Below are 15,547 nucleotides of genomic sequence, written 5' to 3' on the forward strand. Positions count from 1 at the left end.
CGCACCCGATGAATCTTCCCCTGCATTTCGGCCTGCTCGGTACCCTGGAAGCTGGCGCCATCGCATTGCTGGTTGGCCTGCTGGTGTACCTGCTCTGGCATCGGCTGTGCCGCCTGCTGCACTGGACGGTAGGCCATGCCATCGGCTGGTCGTGCGTCATCGCCGTGGTGATCTCGGCCGGCATCGATGCATGGAAGCTCTTCTACATGGGAATCGTGCGGCTGGAGTCGCCGCTGTATGCGCGGTTGTTCCTGGCCACCATCCACGATCCGAACGAACTCGGCAGCCGCGTGGTGCTGGAGATTGCCGGAGCGCTCGCCGGTGTGGCGCTGGGATGGGTGTTGTTCAGTTCGCGGTCATCGTCCCAGAACGTCGAATGACGCAGGTTTTTCGTTGCCTGCGGGTTAAATCCAAGGGCGTTGAATGTTCGCCTTATGGGCCGATCACTCCACCCTAACCACCGCGCTAATGCATGCACGCCGGGCAGTGGTTAACCGCGCGTGTGGATGACGGTCGCGGCGCAAAATCGATTCAGAAACGGGGTGGCAGGGTAGGTGCCGTGCGGAAACAACAGGCCGCGCAACACCACCCCAAGGAGACATCCCTGATGACCATTCGCAACCGCAAGCCCCTGATCGCCCTGATTGTCGCCGCCGGCAGCGTACTGGCCATTCCGGCCATGGCACAGACCGCGCAGCAGCAGGCCGCACAGGCGCAGAATGATGCAGCGCAGGCCCAGCAGGCCGCCGCGCAGGCAGGCCAGGCCGCGAACCAGGCCACTGACGCAGCGGCGGCCGCGTCGGCGCAGGCCAGCGGCGGCGGCCAGACCTGGGCCAGCATCGATACCGACGGCAACGGCACCATCAGCAAGTCCGAGGCACAGGTCAACGCCGGGCTTGCCCAGGTGTTCGACCAGGCCGATGCCAACAAGGACGGCGAGCTGAGCGCCGATGAGTACAAGGCCTATGTGGCCGCCCAGCAGGCCGGTGCCGGCGGCGCCGCACAGGGCCGCTGATCCACCGTTGATTCGGGACAACCGGTGCATGGGTACCCGGGCGGCGCCAGCCGCCCGGGTTTTTTTCGCCCTCGCCGCGCCTGTATCCTTGTCCGATGAACACCTCCACGCCTGCGCCCGCGCGCGCCATCGGCCTGGTCGGTTTTGACGGTGACGACACGCTGTGGAAGAGCGAGGACTACTACCGCAAGGCCGAGCAGGACTACCTTGACCTGCTGTCGCGCTACATCGACGTGCACGACACCCAGACCGCCCGTCACCTGCTGGAAGTGCAGCAGCGCAACCTGGGTGTGTTCGGTTACGGCGTGAAAGGCATGGCGCTGTCGATGATCGAGGCGGCCATCGACATCACCGGCCAGCGCATCGAGGCCAGGGACATCCAGCGCATCCTCGATATCGGCCACGACACCCTGCGCCATCCGGTCGAGCTGATCGACGGTGTGCGTGAATCGGTGGCGGCCATCGCCGAGCACTATCCGGTGGTGCTGATCACCAAGGGCGACCTGTTCCACCAGGAAGCGAAGATCAACGTCGCCCGGCTGCATGAACTGTTCCCGCGCATCGAGATCGTCTCGGAGAAGGACCCGGCAACCTATGCCCGCGTGCTGGCCGAGTTCGACCTGCCGATCGAGCGCTTCGTGATGGTCGGCAATTCGCTGCGCTCGGACATCGAGCCGGTGGTCACGCTGGGGGGCTGGGGCATCCATACGCCCTATGCGGTCACCTGGGCGCATGAGACCCAGCATGGCGTGGCCGACGACGAGCCGCGCATGGTCAGCGCCGATACCGCCTGGGACTGGCCGGCCGCACTGGCCGCGATCGAAGCCAAGGCCAGCGTCGCGGCCTGACAGGGCGCGACGGCTGCGGCAGAATCGGGGCATGAATGCTCGCCTGCTCACGCTGCTGATGCTCCTGCTGCTGGCGCCGGCCACCGTGCTGGCACAGCAGACGGCCGAACGCTCGGCGGCCTATGAGGTGGACACCGGCGACCGCTGGATCGACGCCCAGCTGCGCGACATCAACCACTACGCCGAGCGCTACCCCGATGCCTTCCTCGACGAGGTCTCGCGCTATGCCGATGTGCCGCGTGGCTATGTCAGCGCGCTGTTCAGCACCCACGGCTGGCAGGCGGGTGATCTGTACTTCGCCTGCTTCTGGGCCAAGGCCAGCGGCCAGACCTGCCGCGACAGCGTGCGTGCCTTCAGCCGTGACCCGGCTGGCGGCTGGCAGGCCGTGGTGAAGCGGATGCCCAAGGCACCGGACAACCTGCACTACCGCGCCGTGCGCCACGCCATCGTGGCCAGCTATGAGCATTGGGACCGGCCGATCACCCTGGATGCCACCCTGAAGCGCCAGCTCAACCGGTAGCGCCGTTCCGCTCCATGCTGCTCTGCATATCGCCGCCGGCCCCGCGCTCCGGCGACAATACGGGTTCGAGCTGTTCCCCGTTCCCGTAATCGAGTGACTGATGAGCGCCTCTTTCGTTTCGCCTGATGTGATCCGCCGCCTGTTCGCCCAGGCCATGTCCCGCATGTACCGCACCGAAGTGCCGCTGTACGGCACGCTGGTGGAACTGGTGGAGCGGATCAACGCGCAGGTGCTGGCGCAGGACCCGGCATTGGCTGCGCAGCTGCAGCGCAACGATGAGCGCGGCCGGCTGGACGAGGAGCGGCACGGCGCGATCCGCGTCGGCACCGTGCAGGAGCTGGCCACCCTGCGCCGCCTGTTCGCGGTGATGGGCATGTTTCCGGTCGGCTACTACGACCTGTCGGTGGCCGGGGTGCCGGTGCATTCCACCGCGTTCCGCCCGCTCACCGGTGGGGCGCTGGCGCAGAATCCGTTCCGCGTGTTCACCTCGCTGCTTCGCCTGGAACTGATCGAGGACGAGGCCCTGCGTGCGCAGTCGGCACAGATCCTGGCCCGCCGCCGCATCTTCACCGATGCCGCCCTGGCCCTGATCGACCAGGCCGAGCGCGATGGCGGGCTGTCGCAGCACGACGCCGAGCGCTTCGTGGCGGAGGCGCTGGAGACCTTCCGCTGGCACGGTGACGCCACCGTCGACCTGCCGACCTACCATGCGCTGCACCAGGCACACCGGCTGGTGGCCGACGTGGTCAGCTTCCGTGGCCCGCACATCAACCACCTGACCCCGCGCACGCTGGACATCGATGCCGCGCAGGCAGCGATGATCGAGCAGGGGATGGCCGCCAAGGCGGTCATCGAAGGTCCGCCGCGCCGCGCCTGTCCGATCCTGCTGCGGCAGACCAGTTTCAAAGCGCTGGAAGAAGCCGTGCATTTCCCCGATGAGCAGGGCGGTGATGCCGGCACCCACACCGCGCGGTTCGGCGAGATCGAGCAGCGTGGCCTGGCCCTGACGCCGAAGGGGCGCGCGCTGTACGACCAGCTGCTGGCGCAGGCGCGCAACAGCGAAGGTGCGGGCAGCACCGGTGGCGACTATGGCCAGCGCCTGCAGGCAGCGTTCGCAGCGTTCCCGGACGACCATGACACCCTGCGCCGCGAGGGTCTGGGCTACTTCCGCTACCAGCTGACCGAGGCCGGCCGCGCCGCGCCTGGCGGGATCGGTGACCTGCCGGCGGAAGCCCTGATCGCGGCGGGGCTGGTGGTGGCCGACCCGATCGTCTACGAGGATTTCCTGCCGGTCAGCGCCGCAGGCATCTTCCAGTCGAACCTGGGGGGCGAAGAGCAGCGCGCCTATGCCGCACATGCCAACCGCGAAGCGTTCGAGCAGGCGTTGGGCGTGCCGGTGAACGATGAGTTCGACATCTACGAGCGCCTGCAGGCCGAATCACTGGCGAGCCTGCGCAGTTGATGCGTCGGTCGCCGGGCATGGCCCGGCGCTACCAGGGACAATGCAACGGTAGCGCCGGGCCATGCCCGGCAAAGCGGCGAAGGATGCAGCGGTAGCGCCGGGCCATGCCCGGCGAAACGGCGAAGGATGCAGCGGTAGCGTCGGGCCATGCCCGGCGAAGCGGCGAAGGATGCAGCGGTAGCGCCGGGCCATGCCCGGCGAAGCGGCGAAGGATGCAACGGTAGCGCCGGGCCATGCCCGGCGAAACGGCGAAGGACGCAACGGTAGCGCCGGGCCACGCCCGGCGAAACGGCGAAGGATGCAGCGGTAGCGCCGGGCCATGCCCGGCGAGACGGCGAAGGATGCAACGGTAGCGCCGGGCCATGCCCGGCGAAGCGGCGAAGGATGCAGCGGTAGCGCCGGGCCATGCCCGGCGAAACGGCGAAGGATGCAGCGGTAGCGCCGGGCCATGCCCGGCGAAGCGGCGAAGGATGCAGCGGTAGCGCCGGGCCATGCCCGGCGAAACGGCGAAGGACGCAACGGTAGCGCCGGGCCATGCGCGGCGAGACGGCGAAGGATGCACGGGTAGCGCCGGGCCATGCCCGGCGAACCCTATGCCTCAACCCTTCATCGTGCCCGTATCGAGCCACCGCTGGTGCCAGGACAACGCTTCCGGCAGCAGGTGCGGGGTGTGCTTGCCATAGCTCTCACGGCTGGCGCGGTCGAAGTAGTCCTGCAGCTGCGGGCGGAAATCCGGGTGCGCGCAGCGGTCGATCAGCACCTGCGCACGCTTGCGCGGGGTCAGGCCGCGCAGATCGGCCAGGCCCTGCTCGGTGACGATCACCGAGACATCGTGTTCGGTGTGGTCGACGTGGCTGGCCATCGGCACGATCGCCGAGATGGTGCCGTTCTTCGCCGTGGACGGGCTGAGAAACGCCGACAGGAACCCGTTGCGGGCAAAGTCACCAGAGCCGCCGATGCCGTTCATGATCCGCGTGCCCATCACGTGCGTCGAATTGACGTTGCCGTACAGGTCCACCTCGATCATGCCGTTCATGCCGATGCAGCCCAGCCGGCGCACGAGCTCGGGATGGTTGGAGATTTCCTGCGTGCGCATGATGATGCGCTCGCGGTAGAAGTCGATGTTCTCCTTGAACGTCTCGTTGGCCTGCGGGCTCAGCGCGAAGCCCGTGCACGAGGCATAGCTCAGCACGCCGTCGCGCAGCAGGTCGAGCATGCCGTCCTGGATCACCTCGGTGAACGCGGCCAGATCACGGAAACCACTGCTGGCCAGGCCTGCCAGCACCGCATTGGGGATGTTGCCCACGCCGGACTGCAGCGGCAGCAGGTTCGGCGGCAGCCGGCCGTGCTTCACTTCGTGCTTGAGGAAGTCGATCAGGTGCGCGGCGATCTGCTCGCTGGTCGCATCGATGGGGCTGAACGGGCTGTTGCGGTCCGGGCCGTTGGTGCGGACCACCGCCACGATCTTGTCCGGGTCGCAGCGCAGCGCGGTATCGCCGATGCGGTCGTTGGCGTTGACCAGCGGAATCGGCTTGCGATGCGGCGGCAGTGCGGTGCCGTAGTAGATGTCATGCATGCCATCGACGCCGGCCGGCTGCCACTCGTTGACCTCGACGATCACCTTCTTCGCCAGGTCCAGCCAGGTCTTGTTGTTGCCGACCGAGGTGGACGGCACCAGCGAGCCGTCCTCGCGGATGGCCGAGACTTCCACCACGGCGGTGTCGATCTCGCCGTAGAAGCCGAACCAGACGTGCTGGGCGACGTGGCTGAGGTGGATGTCGATGTAATCCAGCTTGCCTTCATTGATGCGGTTGCGCGCATCCGGGTCGCTCTGGAAGGGCATGCGCATGGCGATGCCATCGGCCTTGGCCAGCGCACCGTCCAGCTCCGGCGCGGTGGAGGCGCCGGTCATCAGCTTGATCTGGAAGGGCTGGCCCTGGGCATGCACCGCTTCGATGCGGCGCGCCAGTTCCACGGGGACGGCCTTGGGATAGCCCGAGCCGGTAAACCCGCTCATGGCCACGGTTTCACCCGGCTGGATCAGCGCGGCTGCGGCCTCGGCGGAGACCACGCGGTCGCGGAGACGCGCGTTGGCGATGCGATCAACAGACATGACGACAGTGTTTCTGGGGGGAGCCTCGATTATCGGCCATCCCCCGGCGTACGGGGGGGCTACCTTCGTGGAATGGCTTTTCGCGGGCGGGGCTATCCATACCCGCCGGTTCTGTTTTGCAGTGCAGCGTGCAAAGTCCTTTCGCAGCCCGCAGGATGGCCCTGCATCCCGACGTGGGGGAGGGAGCAGAGCCCGCTGGCAGTTCGCTGCAAGCGGGCTTTTTTATTGCCCGCTGCCCAGGATGAATGCGCGCGATGGACGGCGGCGCAGCGACTTCCCGCCGTTGGCAAAGGCGCCCGGCGCCGCGAGAATCAACGCATGACCCTCGCCCCCGCCGAACTGCCCGCCGCGCTGCAGCCCCTGGTTGATCGTGCCCTGTCGCGCCTGGCCCAGGTGGTTCCGGAACCGATTCCGGCCGACCTGCGGCCCCTGCTGACCCACCTGGCCATCGCCAGTGACTTCGCTCTGGACACGCTGGTGCGGCAGCCCGGCCTGTTGTCGCAATTGGCCCAGCCGGGGTGCCCGCCGTTGCCGACGCCGGTGCTCGACCCGGTGCAGCCCGGTGAATGGCCGGCGCAGCTGCGGCGTTGGCGTGCAGCGATGTCGACGCGCCTGGTCTGGCGCGATCTGGTCGGGTTGGATGACGTGGCGCAGACCCTGGCCGGCGCCACCGCCCTGGCCGAAGACTGCCTGCGGCTGGCGCTGGACGCCCTGCAGCAGGAATTCGCACAGCGCCACGGCGTGATCCGTGATGACGAGGGCCGCGTCGAGCAACTTGTCGTATTTGGCCTGGGCAAGCTCGGCGGTGGCGAACTCAACTTCAGCTCCGACATCGACCTGGTCTACGCCTACCCGCAGGGCGGTGAATCGGACGGACCGCGTCCGCTGGCCGCCGAAGAATACTTCGCGCGGCTCGGCCAGCGCCTGGCCAAGCTGCTGGATGAAACCACCGTCGATGGCTTCAGCCACCGCGTCGACCTGCGCCTGCGCCCGTTCGGCAGTGCCGGCCGCGTTGCGCTGTCGTTCGCTGCGATGGACCAGTACTTCCAGCGGGAGGGCCGCGACTGGGAACGCTACGCCTGGTTGAAGGCACGTGCCGTGGCCGGTGATATCGCCGCCGGTGAGGCGTGGCTGCAGACGCTGCGCCCGTTCGTCTATCGACGCTATCTGGACTTCACCGCGCTGGACGGACTGCGCGAGATGAAGGCTGCGATCACGGCTGAAGTCGCCCGCCGCGAACTGCATGAAGACATCAAACGCGGTGCCGGTGGCATCCGCGAAATCGAATTCCTGTGCCAGGCACTGCAGCTGATCCGTGGCGGCCGCGAACCGGCCCTGCGTGAACGTCGCCTGCTGGTGGCGCTGCACGCGCTGGTGGCGGCGGGCCAGATCGCGCCCGAAGACGGCGCATCGCTGGAGCAGGCCTACCTGTTCCTGCGCCGCCTGGAGAACCGGCTGCAGATGCTGCGCGATGCGCAGACGCATGTGCTGCCCAGCGATGCGATCGACCGCGAGCGCATCGCCCTCGGCCTGGGTTACCCGGACTGGGAGGCGCTGCGCGCCGCACTGACCGTGCAGCAGCAGCGGGTCAGCACCGAGTTCGCTGCGTTGCTGGCACCGCGCAAGGGCCAGGCGGCGCCGGATGCGCTGGCCAACTACTGGCGCAGCCTGCCGGGTGGCAGTGACGCGCCGTTGCTGGCCGAAGCCGGTTTCCTCGATGCGAACGGCGCCGATCAGTCGCTGCGCGATTTCGCGCAGAGCACCGGCGTGAAGTCGCTGTCCGACGCCGCGCGCGCGCGGCTGGACCGCGTGCTGCCGGCGCTGCTGCACGCCGCCACGCGCTCGCCGCAACCGGATGCCGCGCTCAAGCGCGTACTCGGCCTGCTGCAGGCGGTGCTGCGCCGGACCAGTTATCTGGCCCTGCTGGACGAACAGCCCAGTGCGCTGGCGCGGCTGGTGGATGTGCTGGCGCGCAGCGCGCTGCTGGCCGAGCGCCTGGCGGCCTATCCGTTGCTGCTGGACGAACTGCTGGACGTGCGCGTGTCCGGCCCGATGCCGGATGCGGCCGGCATGCTGGCCGAATGCCAGCAGGCGTTGACGGTCGAAGATCCGGAGGCCGCATTGCGCTGGCTCAACGAAACCCGGCTGGCCCTGAGTTTCCGCATGGCGATGGCCACGCTGGACGGCCGCCAGGGCGCGGTCGACAGCACCCGCCAACTGGCCGAGCTGGCGCAGGCGGTGGTGGTCACGGTGCTGGCCATGGCCGAGTCCGACATGCAGGCCGCGCACGGGGGCATTCCCGGCGGGCGCTTTGCGATCATCGGCTATGGCAGCCTGGGGGGCCTCGAACTCGGCTTCGGTTCCGATCTGGACCTGGTGTTCCTGCACGACCATCCGGTGGGCGTGGAGACCAGCGATGGCGCGCGCGCGCTGGAGCCGGGACGCTGGTACGCGAGGCTGGCACAGAAGGTGATGGCCCTGCTCGGCGCGGTCACCGCCGCCGGTCGCCTGTACGACATCGACGTGCGCCTGCGGCCGGACGGCGGCAAAGGCTCGCTGGTCTCGTCGCTGGCCAGTTACACCGAATACCAGCGCGAACGCGCGTGGACCTGGGAGCATCAGGCGCTGGTGCGCGCGCGCGGCGTGGCCGGTGATGCCAGCCTGCTGGCCGACTTCGAGCAGGTGCGTGCGCAGACCCTGGGCCGTGCACGCGACCCCGCCACCCTCTATGCCGATGTGCTGAAGATGCGAGGGCGCATGCGCACCGAACTGGACCGCAGCGATGCCGCGCGCATCGACCTGAAGCAGGGCGCCGGTGGCGTGGTGGACCTGGAGTTCCTGCTGCAGACCGGTGTGCTCGAGCGCAGTGCACAGGTACCGGCGCTGCTGTCACCCCGCGATACGCCGTCATTGATCGATGCACTGGCCGCAGCGGAATTCCTGCCGGTTGCCACCGCGCAGGCACTGCACGCTGCGCATGCCACTCTGCTGGATGTGGGCCTGGCCTGCACGCTGGACCGTCGCCCGCGGCTGGCACCGACCACACCGGCCATCGAAGCGGCCTGCGCAGCAATCAGTGCGGCCTGCCGGGCGGCCGGCCTGCCGTTCGGCTGATCGGCAGCGAGGCCGCCGGGCATGGCCCGGCGCTACCCGAACAGGCGCGCTGCGCCATGCCGGCGTCATCCAAACAAACGCAGCGGTAGCGCCTGGCCATGCCCGGCGGAATCACCGCGCGCTTTCCGCGCGCAGCGGCGCCATCTTCCACAGCAGCGCGCGGAACGGCGCCAGCAGGCACACGCCGATGGCCAGCTTCACGGCCAGATCGCCTGCCGCCCAGCTCACCCACGGCAGACTGGAACCGGCAAAGGCGATCGACCAGAAGATCGTGGTGTCCACCGTCGCGCTGCAGGTGGTGGCTACCATCGGCGCACGCCACCAGCTGCCCCGGCGCAGGCGGTCGAATACGGTGATGTCCAGCAGCTGCGCCACGATGAAGGCCGAGCACGATGCGATGGCGATGCGCGGCGTCGCCACCCAGACCGACAACAGCACCGCCACCGCGAAACCGATCCAGGCCACGCGCCGGGCGGGTCCCGGGCCGAAGCGACGGTTGATCAGATTGCTCACCAGGAACGCGACGGGATAGCTGAACGCACCCCAGGTCAGCCAGTCGTTGATCGGGTACTGCACCAGCACGTTCGACAGCAGCACCACCGCGCCCATCGCCAGCACGGCCAGCACCAGGGCGCGCGGGGTCAGCGGGGCAAAAACGGGGGCAGGACGCACGGACATGGCGAGCCAGGAGGACAAGGGGAATCGCCCATTATCCGCCCGGCCAAAGGCAAATCCAAAACCACCCGTTCAGGAACACACCAGCCGTCAACGGTGGGGCGTTACCCCAATGCCAGCCGCGCCCTGACCTCGGCGGCGATGCGCGCGGTTTCGCGCAGCGGCTCGATGCGGTCGTACTGCCAGTCCAGCCAGCGTGTCTGCAATCGCCCGCGCTCGTGCAGCTGCAGCTGGAAGCGCGCCAGCCGCCCTTGTACGGTATCGGCCAGCGCCACCATCACCGGCATGCGCGTGGCGCAGGCTTCAGAGAGCAGGTTCACCGAATCGGGCGATACCACCACCCGGTTGGCCCAGCCGAGCAGGCCGCCATACGGATTCACCCCGTCGCCGCCATCGCCCCAGATCACGTGCGGCAGGTCGGCGAAGGTCGCGCGCAGGATCTCGGCCAGTGCCGGCGGGGTGCGTCGCGAGGTGGTGGCCAGCAGGCTGCCGCCTTCGCTGCGGATCTGCGCGGCCAGGGCGCGGAACACACCGACCATCGCCGTTTCGTCCCACGGCGCCAGCGGCGTCGGGCCGCCCACCAGCAGTGCAGTGCGCGGACCGGGCAGGGTGCTGAAGCCGGCGAACGCGGCCCGTCCCCAGGCCAGCCAGTCGTCATCGACCGGGTTGAGGCTGCCGATCAAGGTCAGCACATTGCTGCCGCGCAGGCGATCATGCTCGGGTACCACCACCACGTCCCAATGCCTGGCGCCGATGCGCGGGTCGAGGATCTGCACCACCTGCGTGCCGCGGGCGCGCAGCACGCGCAGCGCACCGGCGGCCTGGCGTCCACAGCCGATCGCCAGCGCGGGGCGCTTGGCAGCCAGCGCCGCGAACGCATCGCCGTAGCCGTTCACGTCACCGGGCAGGCGCCGTGGTGACATCCAGCGCCAGGGCGCCCGAGGCTGCAGCACCACCGGCCGATAGGTACCCTGGCGCAACGCCGAGGCCAGCGCGACCGCCTGGCGGACATTGCCTGCACGGCCATCGGTGACCGTCCACGGTGCGCTCGATCGTTTCACCATTGGCATTAATTCGTTTCAGCCCTGCTGGGTGTTGCAACAGTCGCGACACTCTACACTGCGGCTGGTCGTTTCGCCCCGCGTTGTCCGCGGGCACTGACTCCCCTTCGCCGCCCTGGAGATGCACCGATGTCCCACGCGCTTGACGCCGCCGCACTGGATCAGCTGTTCCGCACCGCCCGCACCCAGAATGCCTTCCTCGACACCCCGGTGGACGACAGCCTGCTGCAGGAACTGTACGAGCTGGTGAAGTGGGGCCCAACCGCGGCCAACGCCAGCCCGGCGCGCTTCGTGTTCGTGAAGTCGGCCGAAGCCAAGGCCAAGCTGGCCCCCGCGCTGTCCGAAGGCAACCATGACAAGACCATGGCCGCACCGGTCACCGTCATCATCGGTTTCGACCTGGATTTCCACGAGAAGCTGCCGTACCTGTTCCCGCACGCCGACGCCAAGTCCTGGTTCGACGGCCCGCAGGAAGGCCGCCACGAGGCCGCCATCCGCAACGGCAGCCTGCAGGGCGCCTACCTGATCCTGGCCGCGCGCGCGCTGGGCCTGGATGCCGGCCCGATGTCCGGCTTCGACCCGGCCAAGGTCGATGAAGCCTTCTTCGCCGGCACCAGCATCAAGTCGAATTTCCTGGTCAACCTGGGGTACGGTGACCCGGCGGGCCTGTTCCCGCGCCTGCCGCGTCTGTCGTTCGACGAAGCGGCGCGCATCGCGTAAGTCGCTGTATCGGTTTCGGGCCCGCCGGTTGCGGCGGGCCATTGCTGCACCCTGTACCCACCCTACGATCCGGAGAGTTCCTCAGATGAGCGCCACCCGTAAACTGCTGCTGCCGCTGGCCCTGACCCTGGCCATCGCCGCCTGCTCCAAGCCGGCCGATACCGCTGCCCCGGCCGCTGATGCCGCCGCTCCGGCCGCCACCGAACAGCCGGCCGCCACCCCGGCTGCCGATGCTTCCGCTGCCGCGCCCGCCGCCGAAGCGATCCAGATCGCCTCGGGCACCTACAAGCTCGACCCGAGCCACACCGACGTGCTGGCGCAGTGGAGCCACTTCGGCTTCTCCAACCCGAGCGCACACTTCGGCAACGCTGAAGGCACCCTGGTGTACGACGCCGCCGACGTGACCAAGTCCACCGTGGAAGTGAAGCTGCCGCTGAGCGGCCTCAACAGCTTCACCGCCAAGTTCGACGAGCACCTGAAGAGCGCCGATTTCTTCGACGCTGCCAAGTTCCCGGCGGCCACCTTCAAGAGCACCAAGGTGGAATCGGCCGGCACCAACAAGCTGACCGTCACTGGCGATCTGACCATCAAGGACATCACCAAGCCGGTGACCCTGGACGTCACCATCAACGGCGGCGGCGAGCACCCGATGGCCAAGGTTCCGGCCGCCGGCTTCGATGCCACCACCACCCTCAAGCGCAGCGATTTCGGCGTGGGCGCCTACGCCCCGAACGTCAGCGATGAAGTGAAGATCCGCATCACCACCGAAGCCACCGGCGAGAAGCCGGCCGCTTGATGCACCCCGCTCACTCGTCGTGAGAAGGCAGAAGGCCCGCTGCGAAGCGGGCCTTCTTTTTTGAGCGCGGGCAACGCGCGTTGGCCGCTACCGGGTACGTGCGCTCAGCGCAGCGCGCCCAGCCATGCTGCACACGCCTCGCTCGGGCTCTGCTTGGCCTTCACCGTCATGCCACTCACCCGCACGAAGGTCTGCGCGGCCTGCGCCACCACCTGACGTGCGATCAACGCGGCCTGCCTGGTCGCCGCCTGCTGCTTGCGCAGCTGCACGATATGCACCGACGGCCGGCCCACCGGCGCGTACTTCTGGTCGCGGCGCAGCACATCGGCCACCTGCGCCACTTCGTACTCGGCCTGCAGGAACCGGCGTTCGGCGTCCAACAGGTCCCGCAGCGGTGCACGCAGGGCGGCCGGATCAGCGAAGGCCGCCAGCGCGCCATCACAGGCGTCGTCGTCGTTGAAGCGGGAGCGCAGCGCATCGACGCCGGCCAAGGTCAGTTTGCCCACAGGGGCCTCGTTGCAACTGGAAAGGAGCGCGATTGTCGCATCTGCCCGGGTCGATCCGATGCCGGCGTCATGCGCCGCTCCGTGGGACAAGGGGTCTGACCCCGTGGCATGGGCCGAAGAGCCACCGAGGGTTAACCCGGTCCTACAATCGCCTGCTGTTTCATCCACGGAAGGTAAGGCCATGCAGGACGTGCAGTACTGGTTGAACGAATTCTGGGCCGGGTTGAGCGTGCTCGATCTGGCAGTGGGCAGCGTGCTGGGCGCGCTGCTGGGCCTCATGGTCGGCCTGGCCGGCTGGTACGCGCTGCGCCGCCGCGGCTGGTTGCAGCGGCGCAGGCGTTGGCATCACTGGCTGCTGGCCAGTTACGCGCTGCTGTTGCCGCTGGGCACCGCCTTCTTCGGCCTGCAGCTGGGTTTCACCGCGGGCGCACACCGCGCGCTGCTCCAGCAGATGGACCATTTCCAGCCGCATCTGCAGACGCTCGTGGCCCAGTGGAGCCACGGGTTCACCGACTCGCTTGACGACCCGCGCATGCGCGATGCGCTGCACAGCGAAGGCACGGTGGGCGATGTGGCCGAAGCGGTCGCCTCGGCCTACCTCAGCGAACACCCGCTGCCGGTACTGGATCGCCTGGGTGACGGCGTACTGGCACGCGCCAGTGGCTGGGTGATCGGCAAGGTGCGCGAAGGCGTGCTGCGCGGCCTGGTGGAAGACACCCTGGTGGACAAGGCCGGTGTACTGGGCGTGGAGCCGACGGTGGTGCGCGAAGCGCTGACGATGCGCGTGGACGAACTGCTGCACACCCGCGGCGTGTTGCGGCTGGTGAAAGCGCAGATCAACGGCATGATGCCGGGCGTGTATTTCGGCCTGCTGCTGCCGTGGCTGGTCGTTGTGCTGCTGATGGCGCTGGAAATCTGGGCCGCGCACCGGTTCGGATGGCGACAGGAGCGCATGCCGGTGGCTGCCTGCTGCAGAGCCGGGCCATGCCCGGCTCACGCAGACTGAGGCAAACGCGGCGCGCTCAGTCGCCGTCGGTATCGTCCGGGTGCGCCTTCCAGTAGCCGGTCGAACGGATCCAGTCGCGCGGCACGCCCAGATGGCCTTCGATGAACTTGCGCATCATCCGTGCGCGACGCGATTCGGTGGCGATCCAGTAGAACGTGTCGCCCTCCGGTGCCTCGAAGTCGGTCAGCATGTCTTCCAGCAGCGTGCTGCTGGCCGCCGGGAAGCCATTGCGCTCCAGCCAGTGAATCTGCACGTTCTCGTACTGCGGCAGGTCCTGGCGCTCGGCTTCGTCGCTCACTTCGATGAAAGCCTGCACCTCGGCGCCCTCCGGCAGCACATCCAGCCAGCGGGCAATGGCCGGCAGCGCGGTTTCATCGCCAATCAGCACATAGGCGTCGTAGCTGTCGGCCACCACGAACGAGCCGCGCGGGCCGCCGATCACCAGCCTGTCGCCCGGCTGCGCCCGTTCGGCCCATGGCCCGGCAATGCCCTGGTCGTGCAGCACGAAGTCGATGGCCAGTTCGCCGGCGTCGTGGTCCCACCAGCGTGGGGTGTAGTCGCGTGCCGGAGACGGCTGCTTGCCGTCCGGGTAGCTGCGGCCTTCGGTGGTCAGCACCGGCAGCACCATTTCGCCGCTGGCGTTGGGGAAGAACAGCTTGATGTGGTCGTCGGCGCCGGGCGAATCGAAGCCGGCCAGATCATCGCCGCCCAGCACGACGCGGCGCATGTGCGGGGTGACCACCTCGGTGCGCAGCACCGTCAGTTCGCGGAATCTCACATCCAGGCGCAGGCGCGCGTTGTGATGCTCAGTCATGGGAATACCTGTAAAGGTGTCGCGCAGGGGGCGCGGCGTAGGGGGAGACCTGGCTGGAGTCAGTCTGGCTGGGTCGTTGAAGAGGTGGGCTCGCTACCGGTGGTGCCGTTGATCAGTGCCGATGCCTGCGACAGCAGCGCCGCCACCTGCTCGGCCTCGCCTTCGGCCCAGCGGCCGTGGTGATGCACCAGCGCCCGCTTGAAGTCACGCAGGGCGCTGGCCAGCGGCGGCGGCAGCGATGCCTTGGTGATCTCGCGGGCGCGATCGAAGGCCCGTCGCTGGGCCAGGCGCACCTGGGTGCGCTGCACCTTCAGCTCGAACTCGCCGGCGGCGGTGATGCGGAACACCCGGCGGCCATCCACTTCCTCCGATGCCACCCAGCCGGCCTGCTCGAAGCTCGCCAGCAGCGGGTACATGGTGCCGGCGCTGGGCGTGTAGGCCTGCAGGAACTGGTTGCTGATCAGCTGCATCAGCTCGTAGCCATGGCGCGGCTGCTCGCCGATCAGGGCCAGCACCAGCAGGCGCAGGTCGCCCCGGCTCAGCACGCGTGGCTGGCCATGGCGGCGGGGCACGGCCGATTCGCTGGAACGGGTTCTGGGGGAAGGGGAACGGCTCATTTCGATATATCGGTAACGAGTATCGAAACGATATATCGATAGGACGGGCGCCGGCAAGCATCGATCCGGCCACAACCGTGCCGCGTTTGGGCCACGTACACAGAAAGGGCGCCCTTGCGGTGCGCCCCGGGGACCACTGTGGAAGGGAGCGAGGCAGCCAGACGGCGGGCCGTTGCGGCAGTGCCAACACTCGCCGTCACCTTGCGCGGCCGGCGCAGCCCGGTCCAGAGCCGGGCGCGACACCGCATCAGTCATTCAGCTGCGGTGCCCCCGGCGCAGG

At 68.4% G+C, this 15,547-nt stretch carries 15 protein-coding genes; 9 read left to right on the forward strand and 6 right to left on the reverse strand.

Features of this window, described 5'->3' with window-relative positions; all coding sequences use genetic code 11:
- Positions 1-8: 8 nt before the first annotated feature.
- From ACZK08_RS01885 to hglS, 5 genes are all read left to right on the forward strand, one after another.
- Complete coding sequence (locus tag ACZK08_RS01885) at positions 9-380, forward strand: hypothetical protein (RefSeq protein WP_065182560.1); 372 nt, start codon at positions 9-11, stop codon at positions 378-380.
- A 227-nt stretch (positions 381-607) separates the two neighbouring features.
- Entirely contained in the window at positions 608-1,015 is a 408-nt protein-coding gene (locus tag ACZK08_RS01890; RefSeq protein WP_065175425.1) for an EF-hand domain-containing protein, read from the forward strand.
- A gap of 95 nt (positions 1,016-1,110) precedes the next feature.
- Positions 1,111-1,863 (forward strand): HAD family hydrolase, encoded by a 753-nt coding sequence (locus ACZK08_RS01895; protein WP_053519655.1) that lies wholly within the window; start codon positions 1,111-1,113, stop codon positions 1,861-1,863.
- A gap of 31 nt (positions 1,864-1,894) precedes the next feature.
- On the forward strand, positions 1,895-2,383 hold the full coding sequence (locus ACZK08_RS01900; RefSeq protein WP_053519656.1) for a hypothetical protein: 489 nt from the start codon (positions 1,895-1,897) through the stop codon (positions 2,381-2,383).
- A gap of 100 nt (positions 2,384-2,483) precedes the next feature.
- Positions 2,484-3,845: a 2-oxoadipate dioxygenase/decarboxylase HglS gene (hglS, locus tag ACZK08_RS01905; RefSeq protein ID WP_065182559.1), complete on the forward strand. Its 1,362-nt coding sequence runs from the start codon at positions 2,484-2,486 to the stop codon at positions 3,843-3,845.
- Positions 3,846-4,443: 598 nt separating this feature from the next.
- Here the strand turns inward: hglS and ACZK08_RS01910 are convergent.
- Complete coding sequence (locus tag ACZK08_RS01910; protein WP_053519658.1) at positions 4,444-5,958, reverse strand: acetyl-CoA hydrolase/transferase family protein; 1,515 nt, start codon at positions 5,956-5,958, stop codon at positions 4,444-4,446.
- A gap of 318 nt (positions 5,959-6,276) precedes the next feature.
- On the opposite strand from ACZK08_RS01910, the gene glnE reads away from it, so the two are divergent.
- Entirely contained in the window at positions 6,277-9,072 is a 2,796-nt protein-coding gene (glnE, locus tag ACZK08_RS01915) for a bifunctional [glutamate--ammonia ligase]-adenylyl-L-tyrosine phosphorylase/[glutamate--ammonia-ligase] adenylyltransferase (protein ID WP_065182558.1), read from the forward strand.
- A gap of 111 nt (positions 9,073-9,183) precedes the next feature.
- Here the strand turns inward: glnE and ACZK08_RS01920 are convergent, their stop codons facing one another.
- Together ACZK08_RS01920 and ACZK08_RS01925 are read right to left on the reverse strand one after the other, a co-directional pair.
- Positions 9,184-9,750: a queuosine precursor transporter gene (locus tag ACZK08_RS01920; RefSeq protein ID WP_053520117.1), complete on the reverse strand. Its 567-nt coding sequence runs from the start codon at positions 9,748-9,750 to the stop codon at positions 9,184-9,186.
- A 101-nt stretch (positions 9,751-9,851) separates the two neighbouring features.
- A complete protein-coding gene (locus ACZK08_RS01925) occupies positions 9,852-10,811 on the reverse strand; it encodes a mitochondrial fission ELM1 family protein (RefSeq protein WP_065182557.1) in 960 nt (319 codons plus the stop codon).
- 126 nt (positions 10,812-10,937) lie between these two features.
- Here ACZK08_RS01925 and ACZK08_RS01930 point away from each other — a divergent pair, with 126 nt between their 5' ends.
- Together ACZK08_RS01930 and ACZK08_RS01935 are read left to right on the forward strand one after the other, a co-directional pair.
- Positions 10,938-11,528 (forward strand): malonic semialdehyde reductase, encoded by a 591-nt coding sequence (locus ACZK08_RS01930; RefSeq protein WP_053520115.1) that lies wholly within the window; start codon positions 10,938-10,940, stop codon positions 11,526-11,528.
- An 85-nt stretch (positions 11,529-11,613) separates the two neighbouring features.
- Positions 11,614-12,324 (forward strand): YceI family protein, encoded by a 711-nt coding sequence (locus tag ACZK08_RS01935; protein ID WP_081284429.1) that lies wholly within the window; start codon positions 11,614-11,616, stop codon positions 12,322-12,324.
- Between the two features lie 104 nt (positions 12,325-12,428).
- Here ACZK08_RS01935 and ACZK08_RS01940 read toward each other — a convergent pair whose 3' ends face one another.
- Positions 12,429-12,830: a hypothetical protein gene (locus tag ACZK08_RS01940; protein ID WP_065182556.1), complete on the reverse strand. Its 402-nt coding sequence runs from the start codon at positions 12,828-12,830 to the stop codon at positions 12,429-12,431.
- Between the two features lie 181 nt (positions 12,831-13,011).
- Between ACZK08_RS01940 and ACZK08_RS01945 the strand changes: the two genes are divergently transcribed.
- Positions 13,012-13,836 (forward strand): hypothetical protein, encoded by an 825-nt coding sequence (locus ACZK08_RS01945; protein ID WP_065182555.1) that lies wholly within the window; start codon positions 13,012-13,014, stop codon positions 13,834-13,836.
- 16 nt (positions 13,837-13,852) lie between these two features.
- Here ACZK08_RS01945 and ACZK08_RS01950 read toward each other — a convergent pair whose 3' ends face one another.
- Both ACZK08_RS01950 and ACZK08_RS01955 read right to left on the reverse strand, forming a co-directional pair.
- Positions 13,853-14,650, reverse strand: coding sequence for a siderophore-interacting protein (locus ACZK08_RS01950; RefSeq protein WP_065182554.1), 798 nt, complete (start codon positions 14,648-14,650; stop codon positions 13,853-13,855).
- Between the two features lie 59 nt (positions 14,651-14,709).
- Positions 14,710-15,267 (reverse strand): PadR family transcriptional regulator, encoded by a 558-nt coding sequence (locus ACZK08_RS01955; protein ID WP_053520111.1) that lies wholly within the window; start codon positions 15,265-15,267, stop codon positions 14,710-14,712.
- Positions 15,268-15,547: the final 280 nt, after the last annotated feature.

This window comes from Stenotrophomonas sp. 112478_Sma, assembly GCF_056479905.1.

Bases quoted from the DNA above. Each gene is read 5' to 3' on its own strand.
- ACZK08_RS01885 (WP_065182560.1), top strand. From the start codon at position 9: ATGAATCTTCCCCTGCATTTCGGCCTGCTCGGTACCCTGGAAGCTGGC.
- ACZK08_RS01890 (WP_065175425.1), top strand. From the start codon at position 608: ATGACCATTCGCAACCGCAAGCCCCTGATCGCCCTGATTGTCGCCGCC.
- ACZK08_RS01895 (WP_053519655.1), top strand. From the start codon at position 1,111: ATGAACACCTCCACGCCTGCGCCCGCGCGCGCCATCGGCCTGGTCGGT.
- ACZK08_RS01900 (WP_053519656.1), top strand. From the start codon at position 1,895: ATGAATGCTCGCCTGCTCACGCTGCTGATGCTCCTGCTGCTGGCGCCG.
- hglS (WP_065182559.1), top strand. From the start codon at position 2,484: ATGAGCGCCTCTTTCGTTTCGCCTGATGTGATCCGCCGCCTGTTCGCC.
- ACZK08_RS01910 (WP_053519658.1), bottom strand. From the start codon at position 5,958: ATGTCTGTTGATCGCATCGCCAACGCGCGTCTCCGCGACCGCGTGGTC.
- glnE (WP_065182558.1), top strand. From the start codon at position 6,277: ATGACCCTCGCCCCCGCCGAACTGCCCGCCGCGCTGCAGCCCCTGGTT.
- ACZK08_RS01920 (WP_053520117.1), bottom strand. From the start codon at position 9,750: ATGTCCGTGCGTCCTGCCCCCGTTTTTGCCCCGCTGACCCCGCGCGCC.
- ACZK08_RS01925 (WP_065182557.1), bottom strand. From the start codon at position 10,811: ATGGTGAAACGATCGAGCGCACCGTGGACGGTCACCGATGGCCGTGCA.
- ACZK08_RS01930 (WP_053520115.1), top strand. From the start codon at position 10,938: ATGTCCCACGCGCTTGACGCCGCCGCACTGGATCAGCTGTTCCGCACC.
- ACZK08_RS01935 (WP_081284429.1), top strand. From the start codon at position 11,614: ATGAGCGCCACCCGTAAACTGCTGCTGCCGCTGGCCCTGACCCTGGCC.
- ACZK08_RS01945 (WP_065182555.1), top strand. From the start codon at position 13,012: ATGCAGGACGTGCAGTACTGGTTGAACGAATTCTGGGCCGGGTTGAGC.
- ACZK08_RS01950 (WP_065182554.1), bottom strand. From the start codon at position 14,650: ATGACTGAGCATCACAACGCGCGCCTGCGCCTGGATGTGAGATTCCGC.
- ACZK08_RS01955 (WP_053520111.1), bottom strand. From the start codon at position 15,267: ATGAGCCGTTCCCCTTCCCCCAGAACCCGTTCCAGCGAATCGGCCGTG.